Origin of the sequence: Cupriavidus taiwanensis (assembly GCF_900250115.1) — a bacterium.
Taxonomy (GTDB): Bacteria; Pseudomonadota; Gammaproteobacteria; order Burkholderiales; family Burkholderiaceae; genus Cupriavidus; species Cupriavidus taiwanensis_B.
In genome coordinates, this window is the sequence record NZ_LT984804.1 from 2643918 (window position 1) to 2666521 (window position 22604).

Genomic DNA, 22604 nt, shown 5'->3' on the forward strand with positions numbered 1-22604 from the left:
CCGAAGGTAGACCGATATGGCAGCACGCGGCATCCACGAGCGCGGTCCAACCCGCTTTGTATGCTAGATATTATTCAATTATGAATACTTAATCAAGGAGTGCCCAGTCAGATAGGCGTTGCAGCGTGCGCGAGAAATGCACTCGCACCGCGGCCGCTTCGGCGGGCTAGTGGCGCGGGATAGCCTCAAGGATCGCGCGATGACAACGCGCTGGTGGCCGGGATGCTGAAGCTGCCGAACCGCTGTTGCGCGACCCACATCTCTCAATCCCCCTCGACGTCGTCATGGCGACAAGGCCGCGAGGGCACGGTGCGCCGCTAAGGCGGCGGTCTTTTCCAAGGGTTGTATTTGTCGAGGCGCCTGCCTCTGTGGGATGTCGGTCCTGCAGCGCTCCAATGCCGGCGCCAGCGCAACGATCAATACGCTCACGCCTTTCCCCGAGAACCAGCAGCGCGCCCGCCGGCTCGGCATCACCACGATGTTCTGAAGCAGGCTACAGCCCGCGCGCATCGATCCTGGCCAGCATCGACGTCAGGATCTTCTCGCGCTCACGTTCGAACCCGCGGATGAGTTGGCCACGGTCTCGTTTCGACATGGCCGCAAGCAGCGTGTGCTCCAGGTGCGCGGTCCGTTGCTCGCCAGGCACCCTCACCTCCGAGGCCAGAGCCCGATAGCGGTCGGTCAGCCTGATCAGGCGAATCGCCTCGCGCCGCAGGATCTTGGCCGGCGAGAGGTCGAACAGCAGTGCATAGAATTCCTGGTATTCGTCGATCCACTCGGCGCGCTGACCCTTGTCGAGGTAGCTGTCGAGCCGTTCCAGCATGGCCTTCAGTGCCTTCATCTGCGTGCTGTCCGGCCAATCGACTGTCTTCAGCAGCTCCCGCTCCAGCAGGAACCGGTAGCGGTAGAGCTGGCGGGCTTCGTCGGCGGAAAGCGGAGCAACGAAAAAGCCGCGGTTCGGATCATGTTCGATGATGCCTTCGGCCGCCAGCAGCTTGAGGGCCTCCCGCACCGGCACGCGGCTGATGCCGAAGCGATCCGCCAGATCTGACTGGCGCAACTGGAGTCCCGGGGCAAGGGTGCCGCGATTGATCAGCTTGCGGACCTGCTGGGCGATCTGGGCCGGAAGATCGACGCCCTTGACTTCTACATTGTTCATGGTCGGCAGCGGAGGACGGACGGGGACGCCTGCAATCATGACAGGTTCATGCGACTGTACACCGGTTGGACCTGCGCGCGCATGGCCGCGACGTTCGTCATGTACAGCGCCGATGCTAACAACAACACCACGCCGCACGTCGTCAGCGCGGCCGGCGTGCCGACGTACTCCGCCGTCCAGCCCCAGAACAAGGCGCCCACGGGTGAAATGCCCAGGAACGCCACCACGTACAGCGACGCAACCCTGCCGCGAAAGCCATCTGGCGCCGCGAGCTGGATCAGGGTATTGACCGAAGCCGCTGCGAGCATGGTGCCCATGCCGACGACGAACAGCATCACGAACCCCATCCAGACCACCGGCGCCTGGGCGAACCCGATGGTGGCGCAGGCCGCCATGACGGAGGCGAAGCCGATCGTCGCCAACAGCCAGCCGACACCGCGCCGCATCGCCAGATACAGCATCCCAGCCAGCGCGCCAAGCCCGGCCGCGCCAAGCAGCATGCCGAGCGTGCGCGAGTCCCCGTGGAAGCGCTCCCGCACGAACCACGGCATCATTGCGGCATGGGTCTGAATGGTGAAGCTCATCGTTGCCAGCAGCCACAGGCTGTTGCGGCACGGCGTGAAACGATTCGCGTAGCGCAGCCCAGCCGCGAACTGCCTGAGCCAAGGCTCCGGCTGCGTCGTGCGCGGCGCGCGCGCCAGGCGCATGGCGCGCAGCGCCGCGATGATCGCAAAGCGCAGGATAGCGTTGGCCGCGAACGCCCACACCTGGCCGAATGTGGCAACGATGGCGCCCGCGATCGTCGGGCCGACGAAACGGGCGCCCGCCATCATGCTGGAATTGAGCGCGATGGCATTGGGAAGGTCCTCCTTGCGCTCGACCATCTGCGTCAACAGCGATTGCCGCGCCGGCGAATCGAACGCATTCACGATGCCGAGCACCAGATTCGCCACCACAATATGCCAGGGCCGCAGCAGGCCAGTTGCCACCAGCGACAGCATCGCCACCGACTGCATGCACGCGACGGCATTCGCCACCATCAGCACGCGACGGGTATCGAGACGGTCCAGCAGCGGCCCCGTCACCGGCGCCATCAGCAGGAAGGGAATCTGCAGCGCGAAGGCGGCCAGGCCCAGAACCAGCGTCGAACCGGAGAGCCCATAGGCCAGCCAGGACGTGGCGATCAACTGCTGCCAGTTGCCCACTTGCGCGGCACCCTGTCCCGCCATGAACAGGCGGAAGCTGCGGGAGGAGAGTGCGCGGAGGCCGTGGGGTAACTGCATGAGGGACACCATAAGAAAAAAGAGCGACAGCCGTTTCCAGGCGCCGCCCAACTCTCGAGCACGAGAAGTCAATAATTAATGATCAGCCATCGGCGTTGCCACGCTTCGCCCCGCCGGAACGGCTGGCCCGGCCATCCTTGACGAACATCACGAAGATGTAGAGCCATGCCGCTACCAGCGCAAAGCAGTCGCGATAGCGCAGCGGACGATAATCCGCATAGCCCAGTCCGGTCGAGCCGATGCACGCGGCGAGCGTGATGAGCAGACAGATACCAACAGCAATCCACATTGGTTTCTTCATCGCAGTCTCCCGGTTCAGGCGTCGGCCTGCCGAACCACGCGCGCCCGACCGGCGCCTTCGCGCGATCGCATCAGCGCCTTCCATCCGTCCCACAGCCATACCGGCTCGACCCGGGCCTGCAGGATGGTCGCGTAGTGCCCGCCATACGCCAACAGCAGCGAGACGTTCATCAGCAGTTCCTGCGGGCCGGAAAACAACTGGCGCGGCGTGCCCACGATAAACGTGTTCATCCAGAAGATATTGAAGGTGGTCGGCATCTCCAGCAGCAGGGCCAGCAGCACGTTCCGGTTGGTCACGAGCAAGATCCCGCAGAAGCATTCGAGGAACTTGATGCCCTGGTAAATGTAGATAGCCTTCGCCGCATCCACATAGGCGCCGGCGGCTCCGGGTATCTCCGGAATGAAGCCGGTGGCGAGGTAGCGAACGCTGGAATAGATCAGGTTGGCACCAAAGTAGATCCGCAACCAGGCGACCACGTATTTCCACGGGGATTGCACATCCCTGTTCATTTGATGTCTCCTCTGTTTAGTTATTGTTCACCGTCGGCGACTTCGGCCGCCTGGGCGCCGCCGGCGACTACTGCCCCGGCCGGCGCGCCCCCGACACACCGGCGTCATGCCGATGCCCCGCTCATGACTTGTTGCTGTCGCGATCCTTGATGAGCGTCACGATCAGGAAGGTCCATGACACCCCAAGCGCGAAATAGTCAAAATTGCGCAGCGGGCGATATTCCGCATAGCCCAGCCCTGTCGAGCCGATGCAGGCAGCCACGGACAAGAACACGCACATGGCCACGCCAATCCACATCTCTTTCTTCATTGCAGTCTCCGGTTCAGGCTTTTGTCAGGCTTCAATCTGTTGGGCCGAGGCAGGCGCGGGCTCGCCGCGTTCGCGCGCGCTTGCCACCTTCTTCAGTCCGTCCCACAGCCACATCGGCTCGACTTTCGCCTGCAGGACCGACACGTAGTACCCACCGTAGGCAAGCAGCAGGGCGCCATTCATGAACAACTCCTGTGGGCCCGTGAAGAGCTGGCGCGGCGTGGCCACGATGAAGGTGTTCAGCCAGAAGATGTTGACCGTAGCCGGCATCTCGAGCACCAGCGCAAGCAACACGCCGCGATTGGTCAGCAGCATCAGGCCCAGCACGCATTCCATATACTTGATGATCTGAAAGATGTAGATATCCGAGGCCGCGGCTACATAGGCGCCCCCGATGCCCGGTATCTCGGGCACGTACGAGGTCAGGATGAAGCGGGCACCAGAGTAGAAGAGGTGCGCGCCAAAATAGATACGCAACCACAGGATCGCGTACTTCCAAGGTGATTGATTGGCCCTGCTCATGTCTGTCTCCTTGAGATGAATTGAAATCCTGGCGGGATCAGGGGGCCCTACAGGTTGACCACCCGCGCCGGACGGCCCTCGGTGCGAATCTGCGCGAGCAGTGTCTCGTTCAGTTCCACGCCAAGGCCCGGTCCGTCGCCGGGGGATACATGGCCGCGATGGAATCGCGCGCCTTGCAGGGCCAGGTCCGCACCCTGCGCAATGTCTTCGCTGTTCCAGACACCATGCACGGCCAGCGGCCCGGTGCTCTCGCTGATGAACTGGCAGGCCCACTGGTTCGCCACCCACAGGTGGGCCGTCGGGCAGGCCTCCACGCCGGAGCCGATCAGCGTGCTGCACATCACCGGCAGGTCGAACATCTGGGCCACGGCGAGGAAGCGCTGGGCCTTCAAGAGGCCGCCGACCTTCTGCACCTTCAGGATTACGCCGTCGGCGGCGCGCCGCTCGGCAATTTCCTTCAGGTGATGCAGCTCCTGTGCCGCCTCGTCGGCGTACAAGGGCGTCTCGATGCGCTGTCGCAGGCGCGCCATGCCCTCGATGTCCCAATGCGGCAGGGGCTGTTCGACAAAGTCGAGTCGATACGCATCGAGCCGTCGGATCGTGCGCAGGGCCTGCTCGTAGTTCCACGAGCCATTGGCATCCAGGCAGATGCGCGCGCTGTCGCCCAGCGCCTCGCGCACGGCTGCGGCGGTCGCCACGTCGTTGTCGAAGGTGCCGCGCCCCACCTTCAGCTTGAAGGCGACGAAACCAGCTTCCCGGGCTGCCAGCGCTGCCTCGGCCACCTTGTCCGGCGCGCCGGCCGACAGCACCCAGCCGAGCGGCGCCGCTTCGCGTGTGCGTCCGCCGAGCAACTGGTAGACCGGCACGCCCAGCGCCTTGCCCTTCAGGTCGTGCAGCGCGCAGTCGACCAGTCCCTTGGCCTGGTTGTTGTCGCGCGCCAGCGTGTCCATCGCGCCGACGATCTTCTCGATGTTGCGCGGGTCTTCGCCGAGCAGAATGCGCGGGGCGAATATGTCGCAGATCATGGCGACCATCGAGGCCTGGCTTTCGCCGCGGTACCACGAGGACGTATCGCCGGATTCCGCGACGCCCACCAGGCCGCAATCGGTATGCAGTCGCAGCAGCAGCGTATCGAGTTTGGTGATGGTGACATTCGGCAATCGCAGCGGCTTCTTCAGCGGCATCGATACCGGAATGCATTCGACTTTGGTGATTTTCATGGCGACCTTCACTTCCTTCTGGCGTCCCGGAGCAGTGCAACCACGGCAACCACGCCCGCGGCCAGCGGCGGGCCGTAGTCGTAGATCCGCAGGGGTCTTGCGCCGAAGCTGGTAGAGGCAGCCATGACGATGAGTATCGTCGCCACGATCACTGCCACAACAATGACTAGATCCTTGATCACGTTTATCTCCTCCTGCCAGACCGGCGCTGCATGGCCAATCGGGCGGCTTGCTTGAACCGAAGCGTTGACGGCATGCCGTCCTGCCAGTCGCCTTTACTCTCTCGCTGCAGCGCGTGACGGGTGCGAAAACCCGTCCCAAAGCCAGAACGGCCTGGTCTTGACCCGACAGAAATTCGCGTAGTACCCCCCGTAGGCGAGCAGCAGGGCGCCGTTAAGAAGCAACTCCTGGAGCCCGGTGAACAACTGCCGCGGCGCGGGAGAAATGAAGAGATTCAAGTAGATGATCGTGACGCTGATGCCGGCCATCACGATCAGCGCGAGCGGCACTGCCAGATTGAAAAGCAACATCGTCCCCAGCACGACCTCGAGGTACTTGATTACCTGGTAAAAGCCGATATCCGCCATGGCATGAAGGTACGGCCCGACGCGCCCGGCATGACTGAAGTCCGGAACGAAGTTGAAGATGACGTAATTCAAGCCTGAAGCCAGATAGTGAATGGCGAAGTACAACCTGAGCCAAAGGACAAGATATTTCCATGGCGATTTCTCGGCGGCATGCATTGCAGTTTCCTTTTTGCGGTCAGACAAAATGGATGGTGGGCGCGGCGCGGCACGAGGCCGTAGATCAGGAGGAGCGACGCTGACTTGCTGCCCCGAGCGCTCGTGAGACGCACACCAGCAGGCACACGGCTATGCCGACCGAGACTACGTAACACCACACAAAGGCATGGCCGAGCGCGTTGGGGCCGTCGAAGAACAGCCGCGCCACCAGCGCACAGACGGTGGGACCGAGCGCCAGCCCAAGCAGGTTGGTGATGAGGTAATAGAGGGCCGTCAGCTTGCCCATCATGTTGCCCGGCGTGAAATTGGCCATGGTGGCACCGCCGGCTACGGCGAAGATCACGAAGAAGAAGGTCTGTGCGCCGTAGGCGATGGCGCCGAGCTGGGCGCTGTGGATCAGCGGGAAACAGGCGGTGATAAGCGCGGCCACGGCGGTCGAACCGATCGCGACGCGAACCGGTGCGTCGCTCCACCGCTTCTGCAGTTTGTCCGCCACACTGCCGAAGAACAGCAGGCCCAGCGGTGAAGCCACTACGCTGATCGCACCAAGCGCCTTGCCGATCTCGGGGCGGGCGATGCCCATCGAGCGGTTGATGATTTCTGGCAGCCACGCCAGTTGGCTGCCGATGGCGATACCGTAGAGGCAGATGGCGATCCACAGCGGCCCGTAGACGGCACGGTGCTGCCATGCGAAGCGCAGTGCGGCCGGATAGGTGACGCGATCCGCTTGGGCGACGGCATCGCGTCGTGGTGGCTCGCGCAGCAGCAGCATCAACGCGGCGAGCGGCACGCCCAGCAGCCCCGGCACGATCAGCACGAATTGCCAGGGCTTCAGCGTGCCCAGCAGCGGCACGCCGGCCAGCTTGCCGCTGGCCGCGAACGTCAGCAGGAAGCTGCCAAGCACCAGCGCGAGCCCGCTACCCAGCAGCGGCCCGATGTTATAGATGCCGAACGCCAGCCCGCGCCGCTCCGGCGGAAAGGCGTCGCGGATCATCGACGATGCCGCCGGCGGCAGCATGGCCTCCCCTACGCCCAGGCCGATACGCGCGAGGAACAGTTGCCAGTACGTATTGCTCAGTCCGCACACCATCTGCACGCCGGACCACATCAGGATGGCGCCGCTCAGCAGATACTTTCGCCTGTACAGGTCGACCAGGTATCCAGCGGGAATGCCAAGCACGCTGTACAGCAGCATGAACGACAGCCCGAGCAGCCAGCTCACTTCCAGGTCGGTGGCGTTGAGATCCTGCTTGATGGGGCCGACCACCAGCGAGATGGCGCCACGGTCGATGAACGACACGATATAAACCAGGGTGAGCACGAACAGCAAGACCCAGCCGCCTGGCGCCACCGCCGATTTCGCCGGCGCCGGCGCGACCGCTGCGGACCTGCGCGGCGGCGACTGGATTGTGGTGGGGCTTTCCAACATCATTGTCTCCGGTTTTCGGTTCTTCGAACTCTCGTTGCCCGGGCCTCAGCGGTCCCAGGCGGCTTCTTCCACCGCCGCGCGCGCGGCGGTGCGGCCCGACACGATGAACTCCGCAATGTCGCCCATCGAGTTGTAGTAAGGGCCCCACAGCGAGCCGCATTCGCCGATGGCATACAGGCGCGGGATGGGAGCGCCGCGTTGGTCGAGCACGCGCTGGCGGGCGTCGTGACGAGGGCCGCCATGCGTGTTCAGGAAGGTCGGCAGCATCGGGCCGATGGCGTAGTACGGTCCCCTATCGAGCGGGACGAGGAAGTTCTTGCGGCCGAAGTCGGTGTCCTCGCCGGCTACGCATTGCGCGTTGTAGCGCGCCACGGTGGCCTTCAGCGCATCGGGGTCGAGATGGCCGGCGGGCCAGGCGCCGGGCTCGGCGTCCCAGCGGCACTTCAGCGCCAGCTCCTCCAGCGTGTCGGCCTGGATGATCCAGCCGTTCTCCAATTCGGCGAGGTTGTCCTGGCTCCAGGGAGGAGTGCGCGAGTTCAGGGTCGTCATGGCGGCGCCGCCGGCGCGGACCTTCTCGTCGAAGATGTGGAAGGCGGGCACGTTGATGAATTCGGGCACATCGGGGTTGGTGGCCAGCCAGGTGGCGCGATTGCCCAGGCCGTGGCGGACATCGGCCGTATCGGTGGTCTCGTTGTGGAACCGGGCTGCCTGGCGGTTCACCCAGATCAGGCTGCCGCCTTCCTTGAAGGCCCCCGAGTTGTAGCCGAAGCCCGCGACCTTGTTGAGGTCGTACGTCACGTACACGCGACCACCATCCACCTTGATGCCCCAGTTCAGCGGCCCGGCCACGGCATTCATGTGCCAGAGCTGCGCGCCGACTTCCTGCGCCATGCGGATGCCGTCGCCGGTCAGGTTCGGGCTGCCAAGGAAATGGATGGGGCACGGTGTCAGATACTGCCGGCACATTTCGGCGTCGAACTCGAAGCCGCCACTGGCAAGCACGGTCGCCTTGCGTGCCTTGACAGCGATGGTGCGGCCGTCGACGGTGCGGGCAAGCACGCCGAGGATGGCGCGCGACACCGGATCCTGCACGAGCTGCGTCACCGTGGTATTGCACTGAACGCGCGCGCCGTGCTTCTCGGCCACCGCCGCGATGGCGTTGTACAGCCCTGCCCCGCCGGGCGCGGCCACCACGCTCATGCCGTGGATGCTCGCGGCGCCCGGCGCGCCCGGAAACTCGGGGAAGAATCCCGGCGCGCTGAAGGGCCGCGGGTTGTCCTTCAGCGGCAGCTCCAGCTTGTGCTGGAAGGCCGGGATGTCCTTCAGGCCTGTGACAAAATTGCGCAGAACCGGCTCGTCGGTCTGGCCGGCGCACAGCCAGTTCATGTAGTCGAACGTGGCGTCCTCGTCGGTCGAGGTCATGATGAGCCCGCCCGCGACGCAAACCGAATTGCCGCCGCCGCGATCGCCCTTTTCCAGCACCAGCACCTCGGCACCGGCCTCGGCTGCTGCGAAGGCGAACGTTGCGCCCGCGCCGCCGTAGCCGACCACCACCATGTCGGCCTCGTCGTCCCACGCCGGCGGCGACCAGTTCACTGCATGCGTCTTCTGTACCATCTTCTTATCTCAGGGTCCTATCGGTTCAGGCCGGCTCGGCAACCGGCTGCTCGTCGGACAGCAGGCGGGCATAGATCTCGTTGTAGCGGACGATCGGCTGGTCCATCGGAAGCAACACATACTTGCGGCCAGGCGAACGGTGGATCATGTCCTGCTGCGCCTCGATGATCCGCTTGTCTTCCTGGAAAGCGGCGTCGGCGATGCCGAAGCAGTGTTGCTTCAGGTCGGCTGCGGCGGCCCACGGCCCGAAGTTGAAGAAGAAGCGCGACTTGTTCTTGCTGATGGGCGTGATCATCTGGCAAGTGCAGCGCTTGAAGATCGGCATCTCGGTTACGTCGCCGCCCTCGCTGCGCTCGAGCACGCCCGGCTCGTAGGAAGTGATGGTCAGGATAAACACGCCCGGCACCAGGAACAGGCTGACGACGCGGTCATCGCACGGGCGCGCGCCGAAGTACGGATTGGACTGGCGGCCCAGCTGCCAGCGGTCGGCCAGCACGCCGCGCTCCAGTTGCGTGACGCCGCGTTTCGTCTCACTTTCCTTCATCATCTTCAGCGCGACCGGATCGCTGGCACCGAAGGTGGCCTCGTGCACGAACGGCGCGTGCGAGAGGTCGAGCAGGTTGTCGGAGATCAGTTCGGCATTCACGTCCATGTCGAAGGTCGAGCATTGCATCGCCCACTCGGCGTTGTCCGGCCCGATGATGGGCGGCACCAGCGCCTCGTCTGCCTTCTCCGCCTCGCCCATCCACACCCATGCCGCGCCGTGCTTCTCCACGATCGGGTAGGCCCGCACGCACACGCGCGGGGAGATGCGGTCCTGGCCCGGCACTTCCGTGCAACGCCCGTCCGCGGCGAACTTCAGGCCGTGGTACATGCAGCGCAGTTCGTCGCCCTCTTTGCGGCCGACCGACAGTGGCGCAAGGCGGTGGCAGCAGCGATCTTCCAGCGCAGCCAGGCTTCCGTCGGTCTTGCGATAGATGGCCAGCGGCTCGTCCATCACGGTAAAGGGCACGATGGCGTCGTCGGCAAAGTCAGTAGACCATCCGACCATGTACCAGCAATTGCGAAGGAACATTTCTTTACTCCAGGTTGTGTTTTGAGGATCGGCTACCTTGATGTGCGAGGTTCACGTACTTTGTTGTTCGTCGGAACACGAAGTGAAGACCGCAGCCGGCAGGCGCTTGAAGTCTTCGACACCCCCCGGCGATGTCCGGCACGCCAGCATCGGCAGGTAGTAGCGCAGGTAGGCCAGAATCAGGATGACGTTCAGATACAGGCACCACACGCTCATGGAGGTGCTGAGCAGCATGCCGAACCGCAGGTTAAGGACAATGGCGTTGAAGAAGACCATGAACGAGATCGGCAAGGTCATCGCCAGCGCGAGGGGGACGAACAGGTCAAGCAACAGGAGCAAGCCCGCTATCAGTTCGCACGCCTTGACGATGTCGAACACACCGGTCTCGATCAGCGTGACCAGCATCGCGTTCGAAGCGGGCAGGGTGCCAAGTGGCTGAGGGAAGATGGGCAGGAACCCAAAGTTCGTCAGCCAATGGCTAAGACCGCTGTTGATCATCCAGGCGCCGAGGACCAGCCGCATCAGGGTGATGACCAGACGGCCTGCGATGGCAGCGTCCAGCCACTTTTTCGCAAGGGACGGTGTACTCATTTAGCATCTCCGGAATGGGCAGTCTTCGCGGCCTCGCCGGCCGGCGGGAATTGGACGAAACGCCGCCTTTCGGCGATCCGGCCCGTATAGGCGCCGGTCCTGAACACGTCAATCACTTCGACAGCGGGCTCGCCTCGCGCCGCTTCCACACGGTGGTAAACAGCGACAACCAGGCCTTCGGCAATCACCTGCCGGATCTCGTGGCGGATCGGTGGGCCATCGCGCAGCTCGATCGAGCCGGGATTGTGGTCGACTATCTTTGGCGAGAAATATCCCTGCGCGGCCTGCGCGCCCCGACCGTTGTCGTATGCCTGCTTCATATAGTCCAGCACGATAGTGCGCGGGAGCTTTCCCACGCCGGGGCCGTTGTCGCCATACCATCGCGGATTGAAATGCAGGCTGTAAGCGAACGATAGTGCGATCGCGATGCCGACTCCGATGGAGAGCGCGCGGGTCTTGCTCGCATGCATTGCGGTATTCGTTTTCATCGAGGAACTCCGGCTGCGTCAGAAACGGTGATAGATGCCCGCGCCAAGTGCGTTCACTTTCTCGTGCAACTGGGTGGGTGCAGCGAGCCCGCCGGGTGGATAAATCGTCTGCCTTGACGAACCGCGGTTCTCGAGCCGCTTGAAGAACGCGTAGAGCGTCGTGCGCCTGGATAATTCGTAGGTGTAGCCGATGGCCCAGGCGGCGACGTCCGCCGTCGGTGTGTTATCCGGGAGACCGTTCGTCACTCCGGTGTCGCGCATGCCGTAGGCAAGCTTCAGATTGCCCGCCGCGCCAACCGGAATGGTGGTGCCGACTTGCCACGCCGAGTCATGCGCCGCGCCCAGCCGGTAGCGCAATTGATAGTTGGCGTAGAGCGTGGCCCAGGGCGTTTCGTAAGAAGCTGCGAAGGCGTGCTCGAGCTGACGGCTGGTGTCCGGTGTCAGGTTGGTCGTTCCCGTGGCGCGCGCGAAGCCGTAGCCGGCGCTCAGCTTGTTGGCCGTGTAGAGGAACGTGACGATGTCGTAGTTGCGGTTGACCGGCGTGCCCGCATTCTCGCTGAACACATGCGCTGCCGAAACCGTTACGCCGCCGAAGGATGGCGAGTTGTAGCGGACCGCGTTATCCGAGCGGGCCGGATCATTGAGCGGGTTGAACATCCACGGATTGCTCGACTCGCCGGTGAGCGACGCTGCCACCGAACCCGGAGCCATCAGTACGGGATCGAAGATCGCGGCGAAGTCGTAGCCCGGCGTGGGCTGCCGGCCCAGCGCGATCTCGCCATAGGTATTGCTGCGCATGCCGACAGTTGCGCGACGGCCGAACAGGCGGCCGCCCTGCGCGTTGGTACCGGTATCCATGTTGTAGCCGCCCTCAAGCACGAACACGGCCTTGAGATCCGCCGACAGGTCTTCGGTGCCGCGCATACCCCAGCGCGAGCCAGCCAGGCCACCGCTGTTCAGGCCCGTGACGCTCTGCTCCGAATTGCGAAAATAGCCGACAAAGCTGTCAGCGACCCCATAGATAGTCACGCTGGTGGCAGATGCGGCCAGGGGGAAAAAGCCGGCAACCGCGATTCCGGCGAGTCTTTTGTCCACGTCGTCTCCTTCTAGTCGTTATGTTCTTGCCAGTGGGCTGGCATTGGGGGCTACATACTCTGGCCAACGGCGTCTCTGGCCGCTGTGTCCGAAGGTGCTCTTGACCTGGAAGGGAATTCCTCCGTTCCCTTCAGTCAAAATAATATTCAATTTAGTATTGCGAATCTTATACAGCGACAAGCGGTACTTCAATCTTTTCTTTGGCATTACGGGGTAAACCCCGCTCCTCCCTCACCCCACCAAACGCGCGGACGAGCGCCGTCACCGGCCGCGTGTGGGCGCGCACGGAGATATCCAGCGTCGAGATGTGACTTCAGAGACCGCGCGCGCTCAGCGACGCCAGCAGGCGCTCCTCCACCGCGCTGCGGTCGCGGCGGTAGGCTTCCAGCAACGCCGCGCGGTCTTGCGCGGCGAGCGTTTCGACGAGATGATGTTCCGGATCGGCCGGGAAGCGATAGCCGGCAATATCTGGCGCGGCCATCGCCCGATAGCGATCCGTCTGCCGCATCAGTCGCATCACTTCGCGCCTGAGCACCGCGTCGGGTGACAAGGCGAAGATGGCAGCATGGAACTCCCGGTGGGCGCGAACCCACGCGGCGCTGGCGCGCTCCGTGAGATGGTGGTCGAGCAGCGCGAGCCGCACGCGCAGGTCCGCCAGTTCGCCGGCGTCGGGCCATCTCACCGTCGACAGAAGTTGCGTCTCGAGCAGATGGCGTATGCGATAGAGTTGCCGCGCCTCGCTACCCGACAGCGGCGCAACGTAGAAGCCGCGATTCGGGTCGTGGCAGACCGCGGCCTCGGCCACCAGCAGGCTCAGCGTTTCCCGCACCGGCACCCGGCTGATGCCGAAGCGCCGGGCCAGGTCCTGCTGCCGCAACTGCTGTCCTGGCGACAGTTTCCCTTCGTTGATCAGTTCCCGAATATCAGCCGCGAGCCGCGACGGCATATCGGTATCGGTGGCGCGAGGCGTGACGCCCGCGGGAGGATCGAACACCTCGCGCCGGCCCATCTCAGCGCGTTCCCCAGTACACAGCGTGCGCGGTGTCGTGCAGAACCTTGCGCTGGTCGGCTTCAGACAGCATCGACACCGACTCCTTCGCCAGCGCCACCATCTGCGCGTAGCTGCCCTTGGACTGCGCGACGTCGGACCCCCACATCACGCGATCCGCGCCGAACGCGCGCACCACACGCTCGACCATCGGCGCCGCCGGAATCTGGGCGGCGGCGAGTTTGCCGAGGTTGATCATCGAGTACAGCAGGCAGACGTTGGGATGCTCCACCATCTCGAGCAGCGGCGCATCGACGCCGTGGTCCGGCGCGCCGCTTTCGCCCGCGATATTGGAGAAGTGATCGAGCACCACGGTGGTCTGCGGGAACCGCAGCAGTACCGGCTTGAGCGCCTTCAGGGCAGCCTCGCGATTCCAGCGATAGAAGTGCAGCCGCACCGATCCGCCCAGTTCCGACACGGTCTCCCAGGCTGCCATGGCTTCGGGCGATGCGAACCAGGACGGGTCCGCGCCCTTGAACGGCTCGGTCAGGCGGATGCCGACCGCGCCGCGCTCGCCGACCCAGTGCCGCACCTGCCGGCGGATGTCCGGGTCGAGCGCGTCGACCATGCCAAGCGCGCGCAGGCGTTCCGGATAGCGCGCGGCCGAATCGCACACGTAGGCGTTGTTGAAGCCGTAGATGTGCGCACGTTGCACCGCCAGCGCGCGCTCGATGCCTTGCTCGTCCATCAGCGCCAGCAGGCGCTCCGCTGTCACGGGATTGTCGAGCGCGCCGGGCTCCAGCTCTCCGCTCAGTGGCGAAGTCGGATAGCGTTCCGCATCAGCGGAAATCAGGTGTGCATGACTGTCGATCATTTGGCGTTGTCTCCTGTGAGTAATGAAGTGAAGTGGTGTCCGGTTTCTTGCGCCCCGCTCCTTCGAGCTGGAGAGAAAAGCTGGCCGTTCACTTCCACGGGTCCACCGTAACGTGGACGGCGCCCTCCACGCCGCGACCGGCCGTGGCCAGGATCGCCTCATGCGTCTGCGCCAGTCCGAAGGTATGCGAGCACACTTCATCGAGCGGATAGCGGCCGGAACCGATATAGCGCAGGGCGAGTTCCACCGCCGCGTAGCTGCGACCGCGCGGGGCACGCACGGTCAGGTAGCGCTTCTTGATCTCGCCGATCGGTACGCTCTGCGCCAGGCCGTTCAGGCTCAAGTACGCACCCTTGGCAGCCAGGCCAATGGCAAGCTGGGCCACCTCGCCAGTCGGGTCGCCGGTGGTATCTACTACCACGTCGACGCCGCGCCCCTTCGTCAGGCGCATGACCTCGGCATGGAGATCCTGGTTCTGCACGTCGATGGCATGGTCCGCACCGAGGCGCAGCGACAGGTCGAGCCGGCTGCGGTCGCGTGTCATGCCGGCCAGGATCACCGTCAATGACCCTGCAGCCTTGGCCGCCAGCACGCAACCCAATCCCTGTTGTCCGGGACCAAATACGAGCACAGTCTTGCCGGGCCCGGCGCCGCCGTCATTGCAGGCCCACTGCACGCCGTTGCCGAAGGGCACTGCCAGCGTGGCGTGGACGGCGGGCATGTCGGGCGGGATCACGTGCATGACCGTGTTCAGCGGCAGGTGCATGTACTGCGCGTAGCCGCCCCACAGGTGCGGGGCAATGGTGCAGGTCGACATGCCGAAACGCAGGGTGTTGAGCCGGTCTTTCACATTGAAGAAGTCCACCTCCATGCACAGCCGGAAGTCGCCCTTCATGCACCATTCACAATGCCAGCACGGCAGGTATTCGTGCAGTGCCACGCGGTCGCCGGCCTTCACGCCCCAGCGTTGCTGCGCAACGGGGCCAAGCTCGACGATGGTTCCGACGTTTTCGTGCCCCATGATGACAGGAGCGTGCTCCGACTTGCGATACAGCTCCGGGTCGCTGCCGCCAACGCCGCTCGCCTCAACCTTGAGGATGCCTGAGTCCGGCTGCACTAGTGGGTAGTCGAACTCCCTCAGCTCGGTCGTCTCGACTCCAGTCTTGACTGCCGCCAGTACTTTCCTTGTCATGTCAGTTCTCCTTCCAGAATATTCGGCGCGCGGTACCGCCAAGGATGGCCTCGCGAACCACTGCCGGATGGTCAAGGAGGCATTCGCGCACTAGCGCCAGGGCATTGCCATAGCCTTCACGGCTGCTCACCACAGGAAAATCACTACCCCACATCAGTCGCTGCGCGCCGAACGCTGCGATGGCGGCCTCCAGCAGCGCCGCCGCCTCACCGCCGAACGTGGGACCGTCCCGCAGCGCGCCGGGCGCACGGGGCGCCAGTTCCCCGAGGCCGGGAACCTTGAGGCACACATTGTTGAAGCGGGCCAGCCGCAGCACCGTGTAGCGCAATTCGCCATCGGCCACGGTCTGCATCGGCTTGCTGGTGTCGCCGAGATGCTCCAGCACGACCGTCAGGCCCGGCACCGCCTGCAGCAGGTCGGCAAAGGCGGGGGCGGTAAACGCTTCGGCATTGCCGACGCAACTGACCGGCAGGCCGCAAGCTTCTGCGGCCCGCCAGATCGCCAGCGGATCGTCGCCGGGGGAGCGGGCTCCCGGGCGCAGGCGCACGCCGGCGGCACCTTCATCCGCCAGCCTGGCAAGCGCGTGCGGAGCGTCCGGCGCGGCCGGGTCAATCCAGACCACACTGGCGAAGCGGCCTGGATGCGCGCAGACGCAATCCGCCTGGTAGCGGTTGTCCGCCTGCCCGATCATCTGCGTCAGCACCGCGCGCGCCACGCCGTGGCGCGTCATCTGGCCGAGCAGCGTCTCCACCGGCTCGTACCAGACCGGCGAGACATGCGCGTGGCTGTCGATCAGCATCGCCGCTCGCCCCGTCAAGCCGTCAGGGCCACGTCCGGATTGAGTGGGACTTCCTGCTTCCACGTGCGCTCGTTGCTGAAGATCACCGTTGCCGCGCGAATCTGCGGGAACGGAATCGGCGCGGTCAGCACGCTGGGCGCCTCGCCGCGTTCGGCCAGCGCGCGGGCCGTGCGGATCATCTGGCGGCGCCAGGCCACCACGGCCACGTCGGACGTGCCGAGGTGTTCCTTGGTACGGTCCAGGATGCGGCCCTGTGTTTCGCTGACCGCGTGGTCCTGCGTCAGGATGCCCTTGATGCCCGACATCGACCCCGTCTTCATCCACTCGCGGTCCTGCTGGTACCAGTTGTCGATATTGAGCTTCTTGCGGAAGTTCTCGTCGACCCAGTGGCCGCCCTCCTCGATGCGATAGGCAACATCCACCGGTTGGGTATCGTCGAAGAACCACTGGACGTGCCACGTGGATTCGTCGTCGCGCGGCACGAAGGCGTTGGCCATGCGGCGGTTCTTGCGCACGCCGAAGCCGTCGGGCGGGATCAGCGTAAAGAACGGCAGCACCACTTCGGTCACGCGCGCATGCAGCTTGCCTTCCTCGCGGAAGTTGCGCACGCCCGCGTAGCGCAGGCCGTACTTGGTGTATTCGACTTCGATCTTCGGTTGCAGGTCGCGCTCATGGTCGTACTTGGCGGGCGCGCTCCACGGCTGCTCGCGGTGCAGCACACCGGCATGGGCCGAGTCGATGGTACCTTCCACCGCCTGCGCGTAATTGCAGTCTTCCAGCACCTTGAAAGGCACGGCGTTGACGGCCGGGTACGACAGCCACTCGAATTCCGGGAACTGCGGCTCCTCGGCGGCAGGGCCCATGTAGGTCCAGATCACGCCGCCCGCTTCGCGAGTCGGATAAGCCTGCGCGCGAATGCGCGAGCAGAAGGCGGAACCCGACGGCTCGGTGGGCGTGTCCAGACAGGTGCCGTCGGTGGCGAACTTCCAGCCGTGGTAGAGGCAGCGCAAGCCGCCGTCGGAGTTGTCGCCCAGCGCCAGCGACGCGCGACGATGCGGGCATTGCTCGTCGAGCAGGCCCACCTTGCCATCGGTATCGCGGAAGGCCACCAGGTCTTCGCCGAGCAAACGCACGCGCACCGGCTTGCCACCGGGCTCTGCAATCTCGGCTGCCAGCAGCGCCGGAATCCAGAAGCGCCGGATCAGTTCGCCCATCGGGGTGCCGCGGCCAACCTGGGTCAGCACATTGTTGTCTTCGCGAGTGAGCATAGGTCCTCCTATCCTTGAAACGGGGTATCGTCTTTGTGGGAAAAAACGGCGTGCGCCGGCTTCAGTCCAGAAGCGCGATGGCGCGGCCGAGTCGTTCACGGGCGGCAACGGTGTCTCCGTCGTTGCCAACCAGGTCGTGTGCTTCGATCACCAGCGAGCGCATCGCCTCCAGGCGCTGCAATTGCTGTGGGCTGCGCCCGTCGCGCGCAGCGTTGGCGACGTCGGCGTCGAGCAGGCGCCAGACCTCGTCCAGTTCGGATTCCCGGTAGATCATGTGTTCCACTTCGCGGGAGACCGCCATCCGCTCGCAGATCGACGACAGCGTGGCGGCCGAGTAGTCGTCGATGGAAGTCAGTTCGTCGGCATGCATGGGGCTCTCCACTCTGCGCGCCGTTACCGGCCCTTGGGGCCGAATTTCGAGGGCTGCAGGCCGATGACCGCACGTCCGTAGCCGGTCATGGCGCTGTCCCATGTAAAGGCGAAGTGCTGGGCCGCGGAATTTACGTCGCGCCAGATCCGCTGCAGCTCGGAACTGTTGTAGATGCCGGACCCGCCGGCGGCTTCGAACAGTGCGTTCACCGCGTAGCGCGCCTTCTGCGCGGCATAGGCCCAGTCGCGCGGAATGCGTGCCCAGTCAAGATCGCTGATCGAGCGCGGATCGTCCGCACTGTCCACGCGGCGCGCATCCTCGCGCACCACGGCCAGCGCCGCGTCGATCTCGGCCACCGATTCCGCCACCCGTGCGAACGTGGCCGATTGCTCGGCTGCCTGTTCGCTGCTGAACGTGGCCAGGCGCGCCGCCAGCCCTTCCGAGAACGACCGCACCGCCGCACGCGCCATGCCTAGTGGCGCGCCCACGAGCGAAAACGGCGTGACGTTCTGGAACGGCATCCGGTAGATCGGTGCGCGCACCGATCCGGTTTCATCGGCCATGCCCGACATCATGTCCTTCACCGATACCGAGCGATGCGCCGGGATGAACGTATCGGCGATGCGGATCGAGCGGCTGCCGGTGCCGCGCATGCCGGCAGTGAACCAGTCGTCGACAATCTCGATGTCTTCGCGCGGCACCACGAAGAAACGCGGTTCGGGCGGCTGGCCTTCGCGCTGCACCGCATTGCCGACGATGACCCATTGCACGTGGTCGATGCCGGAGCAGAAGCGGCCGTCGCCGTTGACCAGCCGATAGCCGCCGTCCACTTCGGTGACAGTGCCGCCGAGACGGAACACCGTCGCGGTCAGCACGCGGTCGGCGCTCATCACCTCGCGCTGCGCCTGCAGCGGGAACAGGTTCAGCATCCAGCTATGCCCGGCCAGGACACCATAGACCCAGCCGGTCGAGCCGCACGCGGAGGCGATCTCGGCAGTCACGTCGACCAGCGTCGCGAAGCCCAGCTCTGAACCGCCAAACATGCGCGGCGTCACGACGCCGAACAGGCCGGCATCCATCAGGTCGCGGATGGTCTCCGCGGATACGATGCGCTCGCTTTCGGTGCGATCGGCGCGCGCGCGGATCTTTTCGTGCAGCGCACGCGCCGCGGCCATGGCGGCGTCGTGGCTGGCCAGTACGGGCAGGCTGCCGGAAGAGGTTGCCAGGGGGGATGTGCTCACGTCTTGTCTCCTGTGTGAGGACGTACGTCTCCGCGCCGCGCGCCGGTGACGCCGCGGCGAGGCAAGGTTCGTCGTTTCTGAATGGTTCGGCCGGGGGCGGCCGTCAGGTGCCGGTGCGCATGCGGTCCTCTACCTTCTCGCGCTCGTCGACCTGCAGGAACCAGCGGTAGTGACCGCCCTTCGAGATCGGGGGCAGGTCGTCGGCAACCGTGTACCAGTTCTCGCCACCGTCTTCGCTGGCGTAGGTTTCGCCGGTCGCGGTACCGGCCAGCAGCATCAGCTGGTCGTCCCAGTGATACAAGCCCATGCCCTCGATGTTGCCGATGACTTCTGCGGGCAGGCCGTTGCGGATTTCCTGCCACGTTGCGCCGCCATCGCGGCTGCGCAGCACGGTGGCATCGGCGCTGCGCTTGGCGCCCCAATCACGCGGCGCGTTGCCGGGGCCGCCAAGGTACAGCACGTTCTCGTCGCGCGGGTCGATGAACATGGCATCGGGGTAGCCGATACGGTCCGCGCGCGTCATCAGGTGGGTCCAGGTCTCGCCGGCGTCGGCGCTGTAGTGCAGGCCTTCGCCGCCACACATGAAGAGCTGTGCGGGGTTCGACGGACGGATCAGCACGCGGTGGTTGTCGTGATAGAACTTGTCCTGCGCGGACTCATAGCTGCGCGGCTCGGTCCAGGTGGCGCCGTCGTCCGTCGTCTTCAGCAACGCGCCCTGCTCGATGCATACGTACAGCGTGCCCGGTTGCGCCGGATGAAAGGCCACGTTCTTGACATGCGCTACGTGCGGCGGCGGCGGGAACGTCCACTTGTCCTGGTCCGGCACGGACAGCATGGCCGAGACTTCCACCCAGTTCTCGCCGAGGTCGTCGCTGCGATACAGGGCCGAGGGCTCGGTGCCGAGATAGAGCACCACGCGGCCCTCGCGCTGCTGGGCCGCGAGCGTGTAGATGTGATCGCTCTTCAGGCCGTTGCCGCGCGGCTCCCAGGTGACGCCGAGGTCGCGGCTGACCCACATGCCGCCCTTGCCGTGCGCGCCGGCAAACATCAGCCCCGATTGCGGCTCAAACAGCAGCGCGCTCACGTGACGGTCTTCCAGCGCCGAGCGGGTCCGCTGCCAGGGCGCGCCCTGCCTTGTCCGCTCGAATACATGCATGCCACGCAAGGTGGCGACGAAGAGTTGGGTAGCGGGGCCGCTGCCGTTTGTGACCGTGCCGCCGTTGCAAGAAAGGACTGCGATCAATTTGTTCTCCATTTCCATGTGACGCGGACGGTGCTACTGCGCTGCACGATGCCGCCGCAGGTTTCCGCCAGTGATGTGCCTTTGGGCCGATGCCCGGGAAAGTCCGTGCATCAACATGCTTTGACTTTTTTCTTGTTAGTCGAAATAATATGCAAAAAAGAATTTCGCGTCAACGACGAAGCGAGCGACAACGGCCCAGCCCACCCGCCCGCTTTGGACGCCAGGCGCCGGCAGGCATACGCCTCGCCGCATCACTGAACGTCGTCACTGGAGACACACATGAACGACCTGCCCCAGTCCATGGGCGCCCTCCTTGAGTTGCGCCTGGAGTCGATTCAATTCCTCGCTCGCGACACGCTGCTCTATGCCTTCGCGTCTCCGGTGGGCGCCGCGCTGCCGCCGTGCGAACCGGGTTCCCATATCGGCTTGCACCTGCCCAATGGCCTGGTGCGCCAGTACTCGCTGCTCGAAGGCGGCCGCGAGCCGCGGCGCTACCAGGTAGGGGTGAAGCGCGACCCCAAAAGCCGCGGCGGTTCCAGCTTCATGCACGAGCAGTTGCGCCCCGGCGCGGTGATCCAGGTCGAGCCGCCGCGCAACAATTTCCCGCTGAATGAAGAGGCCGAGCATTCGGTGCTGGTCGGGGGCGGCATCGGCATCACGCCGATCCTGTGCATGGCAAGGCGCCTGAAGGCGCTGGGCCGGTCGATGACACTGGTGTACTCGTGCCGCGACCGCGTCGACGTCGCCTTCCTCGAGGAACTGCGCAGCTACGAGAACCTGCACCTGCACATCGACGCGGAAGCGGGCGGCGTGCTCGACATCGCCGAAGTCGTGAAGGCGCATCCGGCCAACACGCACTTCTATTGCTGCGGCCCGGGCCCGATGCTGGCGGCCTTCGAGGCAGCCACGGCCCACCTGCCTGCGGCGCAGGTCCACGTCGAGTATTTCACCGCGAAGCAGGAAGCCGCCCTGGACGGCGGCTACACGGTCGAACTGAAGCGCAGCGGCAAATCGCTGCAGGTACCGGGTGGCAAAACCATCCTGCAGGTGCTCAAGGATGCCGGCGTGGAAGTGGCGCACTCCTGCGAGGAAGGCGTGTGCGGCGCCTGCGAGACGCGCGTGCTGTCCGGCATTCCCGACCACCGCGACGCCATCCTCTCCGAACCGGAGAAGGCGGCCAACAACACCATGATGATCTGCTGCTCGGGCTGCAAGGGCGAGCGGCTGGTCCTCGATCTGTAAGTCATTTCATTCCAACCGGAGACATCCCATGATCATTGACTGCCACGGCCACGTCAGCCCGCCCGCCGAACTCTGGGTCTACAAGGCTCACATCCTGTCGCACCGCGGCGAGCACGGGCGCAGGATGCCCGAGGTGACGGACGAGGAGATCCTGCACTACGCCAACCGCAAGGAGATGGGTCCGGCCGGGCACATCGACCTGCTCGACCGCGCGGGCACCACCGTCCAGCTGCTGTCGCCGCGTCCGTTCCAGATGATGCACAGCACGAAGCCGGGCAAGCTGGTGCACTGGTTCACCGAGGAGACCAACAACATCATCGCCCGCACGGTGAAGCTGCTGCCCAAGCGCTTCATCGGCGTGGGTGGCCTGCCGCAGGTGGCGGGCGATCCCATCGAAGTGGTGCTGCCGGAACTGGAACGCTGCGTGAAGGAACTGGGCTTCCTCGGCGTGCTGCTCAATCCGGACCCATTCGAGAACAACGGCTCCGAAGCGCCGCCGCTGGGCGACCGCTACTGGTATCCGCTCTACGAGAAGCTGTGCGAGCTCGACATTCCCGCCCACATCCACGCCACCGGCTCGCACTCCGCACGCTCGCCGTACACCGTCCACTTCATCAATGAAGAGACCATCGCGGTGTTCGGCCTGGTGAACTCCGACGTGTTCAAGGACTTCCCGTCGCTGAAGATCCTGGTGTCGCACGGCGGCGGCTCGATCCCCTACCAGATCGGCCGCTTCCAGTCCGGCGCCGCGCGCGCGGGCCGCGACTTCCTCGCCGGAATGCGCAATCTCTACTACGACACCGTGCTGTATTCGGAGGAATCGCTGCGCCTGCTGATCAAGACCGTCGGCGCGGACCGCTGCCTGTTCGGCGCGGAGTGCCCGGGCGTGGGCTCGCAGACCAATCCGGCCACCGGCCGCACCTTCGACGACATCAAGCCGTTCATCCAGGGCTTCGACTGGCTGTCGCCGGAAGAGAAGGACCAGATCTTCTTCGGCAACGCGCAGAAGCTGTTCAATCTCGACCTGGCGGCGTACCGCTAAGCG

At 64.9% G+C, this 22604-nt stretch carries 26 protein-coding genes; 3 read left to right on the forward strand and 23 right to left on the reverse strand.

Annotated elements, in window-relative coordinates; all coding sequences use genetic code 11:
• Positions 1-493: 493 nt before the first annotated feature.
• The 23 genes from CBM2586_RS28485 to CBM2586_RS28595 form a co-directional block, all read right to left on the reverse strand.
• Positions 494-1198 (reverse strand): GntR family transcriptional regulator, encoded by a 705-nt coding sequence (locus CBM2586_RS28485; RefSeq protein WP_115691200.1) that lies wholly within the window; start codon positions 1196-1198, stop codon positions 494-496.
• Positions 1195-2442 (reverse strand): MFS transporter, encoded by a 1248-nt coding sequence (locus CBM2586_RS28490; protein WP_231942667.1) that lies wholly within the window; start codon positions 2440-2442, stop codon positions 1195-1197. Before CBM2586_RS28490 ends, CBM2586_RS28485 begins: the two co-directional genes overlap by 4 nt.
• An 82-nt stretch (positions 2443-2524) precedes the next feature.
• Positions 2525-2743, reverse strand: a complete 219-nt coding sequence (locus CBM2586_RS28495) for a hypothetical protein (protein WP_115665996.1) — start codon at positions 2741-2743, stop codon at positions 2525-2527.
• Positions 2744-2757: 14 nt separating this feature from the next.
• Entirely contained in the window at positions 2758-3252 is a 495-nt protein-coding gene (locus tag CBM2586_RS28500) for a hypothetical protein (RefSeq protein WP_115691202.1), read from the reverse strand.
• 121 nt (positions 3253-3373) lie between these two features.
• The gene (locus tag CBM2586_RS28505; protein ID WP_115665994.1) at positions 3374-3562 is read right to left on the reverse strand and encodes a hypothetical protein; all 189 of its coding nucleotides are present in this window, start codon (positions 3560-3562) and stop codon (positions 3374-3376) included.
• A 24-nt stretch (positions 3563-3586) separates the two neighbouring features.
• The gene (locus CBM2586_RS28510; protein WP_115691204.1) at positions 3587-4084 is read right to left on the reverse strand and encodes a hypothetical protein; all 498 of its coding nucleotides are present in this window, start codon (positions 4082-4084) and stop codon (positions 3587-3589) included.
• 47 nt (positions 4085-4131) lie between these two features.
• On the reverse strand, positions 4132-5304 hold the full coding sequence (locus CBM2586_RS28515; RefSeq protein WP_115691206.1) for a mandelate racemase/muconate lactonizing enzyme family protein: 1173 nt from the start codon (positions 5302-5304) through the stop codon (positions 4132-4134).
• A gap of 8 nt (positions 5305-5312) precedes the next feature.
• Complete coding sequence (locus CBM2586_RS28520; RefSeq protein WP_172583383.1) at positions 5313-5486, reverse strand: hypothetical protein; 174 nt, start codon at positions 5484-5486, stop codon at positions 5313-5315.
• 93 nt (positions 5487-5579) lie between these two features.
• Positions 5580-6047, reverse strand: a complete 468-nt coding sequence (locus tag CBM2586_RS28525; protein ID WP_115665992.1) for a hypothetical protein — start codon at positions 6045-6047, stop codon at positions 5580-5582.
• 64 nt (positions 6048-6111) lie between these two features.
• Positions 6112-7368 (reverse strand): MFS transporter, encoded by a 1257-nt coding sequence (locus CBM2586_RS28530; protein WP_240988045.1) that lies wholly within the window; start codon positions 7366-7368, stop codon positions 6112-6114.
• 153 nt (positions 7369-7521) lie between these two features.
• Entirely contained in the window at positions 7522-9093 is a 1572-nt protein-coding gene (locus CBM2586_RS28535; protein WP_115691210.1) for an FAD-dependent oxidoreductase, read from the reverse strand.
• Positions 9094-9118: 25 nt separating this feature from the next.
• Positions 9119-10168 (reverse strand): aromatic ring-hydroxylating dioxygenase subunit alpha, encoded by a 1050-nt coding sequence (locus tag CBM2586_RS28540; RefSeq protein ID WP_115665989.1) that lies wholly within the window; start codon positions 10166-10168, stop codon positions 9119-9121.
• A gap of 51 nt (positions 10169-10219) precedes the next feature.
• A complete protein-coding gene (locus CBM2586_RS28545; protein WP_115691212.1) occupies positions 10220-10759 on the reverse strand; it encodes a DoxX family protein in 540 nt (179 codons plus the stop codon).
• The gene (locus CBM2586_RS28550) at positions 10756-11247 is read right to left on the reverse strand and encodes a hypothetical protein (protein WP_115665987.1); all 492 of its coding nucleotides are present in this window, start codon (positions 11245-11247) and stop codon (positions 10756-10758) included. Before CBM2586_RS28550 ends, CBM2586_RS28545 begins: the two co-directional genes overlap by 4 nt.
• An 18-nt stretch (positions 11248-11265) precedes the next feature.
• Positions 11266-12342, reverse strand: coding sequence for a porin (locus CBM2586_RS28555; protein WP_115691214.1), 1077 nt, complete (start codon positions 12340-12342; stop codon positions 11266-11268).
• Positions 12343-12655: 313 nt separating this feature from the next.
• Positions 12656-13351: a GntR family transcriptional regulator gene (locus CBM2586_RS28560; protein ID WP_115665985.1), complete on the reverse strand. Its 696-nt coding sequence runs from the start codon at positions 13349-13351 to the stop codon at positions 12656-12658.
• Between the two features lies 1 nt (position 13352).
• The gene (locus CBM2586_RS28565; protein ID WP_115665984.1) at positions 13353-14204 is read right to left on the reverse strand and encodes an amidohydrolase family protein; all 852 of its coding nucleotides are present in this window, start codon (positions 14202-14204) and stop codon (positions 13353-13355) included.
• An 88-nt stretch (positions 14205-14292) separates the two neighbouring features.
• Positions 14293-15396 (reverse strand): zinc-dependent alcohol dehydrogenase, encoded by a 1104-nt coding sequence (locus CBM2586_RS28570; protein WP_115665983.1) that lies wholly within the window; start codon positions 15394-15396, stop codon positions 14293-14295.
• 1 nt (position 15397) lies between these two features.
• On the reverse strand, positions 15398-16147 hold the full coding sequence (locus tag CBM2586_RS28575; RefSeq protein WP_240991484.1) for an amidohydrolase family protein: 750 nt from the start codon (positions 16145-16147) through the stop codon (positions 15398-15400).
• Positions 16148-16209: 62 nt separating this feature from the next.
• Positions 16210-17463, reverse strand: a complete 1254-nt coding sequence (locus CBM2586_RS28580; protein WP_115665981.1) for a Rieske 2Fe-2S domain-containing protein — start codon at positions 17461-17463, stop codon at positions 16210-16212.
• Positions 17464-17524: 61 nt separating this feature from the next.
• The gene (locus tag CBM2586_RS28585; RefSeq protein ID WP_115665980.1) at positions 17525-17833 is read right to left on the reverse strand and encodes a hypothetical protein; all 309 of its coding nucleotides are present in this window, start codon (positions 17831-17833) and stop codon (positions 17525-17527) included.
• A gap of 23 nt (positions 17834-17856) precedes the next feature.
• A complete protein-coding gene (locus CBM2586_RS28590; RefSeq protein ID WP_115691218.1) occupies positions 17857-19074 on the reverse strand; it encodes an acyl-CoA dehydrogenase family protein in 1218 nt (405 codons plus the stop codon).
• A 103-nt stretch (positions 19075-19177) separates the two neighbouring features.
• Positions 19178-20158 (reverse strand): WD40/YVTN/BNR-like repeat-containing protein, encoded by a 981-nt coding sequence (locus CBM2586_RS28595; protein ID WP_240987943.1) that lies wholly within the window; start codon positions 20156-20158, stop codon positions 19178-19180.
• Here CBM2586_RS28595 and CBM2586_RS32250 point away from each other — a divergent pair, their 5' ends adjacent.
• The 3 genes from CBM2586_RS32250 to CBM2586_RS28605 are packed head-to-tail and all read left to right on the forward strand — an operon-like array spanning position 20159 to position 22601.
• Positions 20159-20575 (forward strand): hypothetical protein, encoded by a 417-nt coding sequence (locus CBM2586_RS32250; protein ID WP_240987944.1) that lies wholly within the window; start codon positions 20159-20161, stop codon positions 20573-20575.
• Positions 20576-20596: 21 nt separating this feature from the next.
• Positions 20597-21559, forward strand: coding sequence for a PDR/VanB family oxidoreductase (locus CBM2586_RS28600; RefSeq protein WP_115665977.1), 963 nt, complete (start codon positions 20597-20599; stop codon positions 21557-21559).
• A 28-nt stretch (positions 21560-21587) separates the two neighbouring features.
• Positions 21588-22601 (forward strand): amidohydrolase family protein, encoded by a 1014-nt coding sequence (locus tag CBM2586_RS28605; protein WP_115691222.1) that lies wholly within the window; start codon positions 21588-21590, stop codon positions 22599-22601.
• The last annotated feature ends 3 nt before the right edge of the window (positions 22602-22604 follow it).

What these genes read in the sequence shown, in the direction of transcription:
- CBM2586_RS28540 (WP_115665989.1), bottom strand. Translation starts at nt 10,168, where the DNA reads ATGTTCCTTCGCAATTGCTGGTACATGGTCGGATGGTCTACTGACTTT.
- CBM2586_RS28515 (WP_115691206.1), bottom strand. Translation starts at nt 5,304, where the DNA reads ATGAAAATCACCAAAGTCGAATGCATTCCGGTATCGATGCCGCTGAAG.
- CBM2586_RS28565 (WP_115665984.1), bottom strand. Translation starts at nt 14,204, where the DNA reads ATGATCGACAGTCATGCACACCTGATTTCCGCTGATGCGGAACGCTAT.
- CBM2586_RS28500 (WP_115691202.1), bottom strand. Translation starts at nt 3,252, where the DNA reads ATGAACAGGGATGTGCAATCCCCGTGGAAATACGTGGTCGCCTGGTTG.
- CBM2586_RS28560 (WP_115665985.1), bottom strand. Translation starts at nt 13,351, where the DNA reads ATGGGCCGGCGCGAGGTGTTCGATCCTCCCGCGGGCGTCACGCCTCGC.
- CBM2586_RS28580 (WP_115665981.1), bottom strand. Translation starts at nt 17,463, where the DNA reads ATGCTCACTCGCGAAGACAACAATGTGCTGACCCAGGTTGGCCGCGGC.
- CBM2586_RS28495 (WP_115665996.1), bottom strand. Translation starts at nt 2,743, where the DNA reads ATGAAGAAACCAATGTGGATTGCTGTTGGTATCTGTCTGCTCATCACG.
- CBM2586_RS28585 (WP_115665980.1), bottom strand. Translation starts at nt 17,833, where the DNA reads ATGCATGCCGACGAACTGACTTCCATCGACGACTACTCGGCCGCCACG.
- CBM2586_RS28525 (WP_115665992.1), bottom strand. Translation starts at nt 6,047, where the DNA reads ATGCATGCCGCCGAGAAATCGCCATGGAAATATCTTGTCCTTTGGCTC.
- CBM2586_RS28505 (WP_115665994.1), bottom strand. Translation starts at nt 3,562, where the DNA reads ATGAAGAAAGAGATGTGGATTGGCGTGGCCATGTGCGTGTTCTTGTCC.
- CBM2586_RS28485 (WP_115691200.1), bottom strand. Translation starts at nt 1,198, where the DNA reads ATGATTGCAGGCGTCCCCGTCCGTCCTCCGCTGCCGACCATGAACAAT.
- CBM2586_RS28550 (WP_115665987.1), bottom strand. Translation starts at nt 11,247, where the DNA reads ATGAAAACGAATACCGCAATGCATGCGAGCAAGACCCGCGCGCTCTCC.
- CBM2586_RS28605 (WP_115691222.1), top strand. Translation starts at nt 21,588, where the DNA reads ATGATCATTGACTGCCACGGCCACGTCAGCCCGCCCGCCGAACTCTGG.
- CBM2586_RS28600 (WP_115665977.1), top strand. Translation starts at nt 20,597, where the DNA reads ATGAACGACCTGCCCCAGTCCATGGGCGCCCTCCTTGAGTTGCGCCTG.
- CBM2586_RS28490 (WP_231942667.1), bottom strand. Translation starts at nt 2,442, where the DNA reads ATGCAGTTACCCCACGGCCTCCGCGCACTCTCCTCCCGCAGCTTCCGC.
- CBM2586_RS28545 (WP_115691212.1), bottom strand. Translation starts at nt 10,759, where the DNA reads ATGAGTACACCGTCCCTTGCGAAAAAGTGGCTGGACGCTGCCATCGCA.
- CBM2586_RS28510 (WP_115691204.1), bottom strand. Translation starts at nt 4,084, where the DNA reads ATGAGCAGGGCCAATCAATCACCTTGGAAGTACGCGATCCTGTGGTTG.
- CBM2586_RS28535 (WP_115691210.1), bottom strand. Translation starts at nt 9,093, where the DNA reads ATGGTACAGAAGACGCATGCAGTGAACTGGTCGCCGCCGGCGTGGGAC.
- CBM2586_RS28570 (WP_115665983.1), bottom strand. Translation starts at nt 15,396, where the DNA reads ATGACAAGGAAAGTACTGGCGGCAGTCAAGACTGGAGTCGAGACGACC.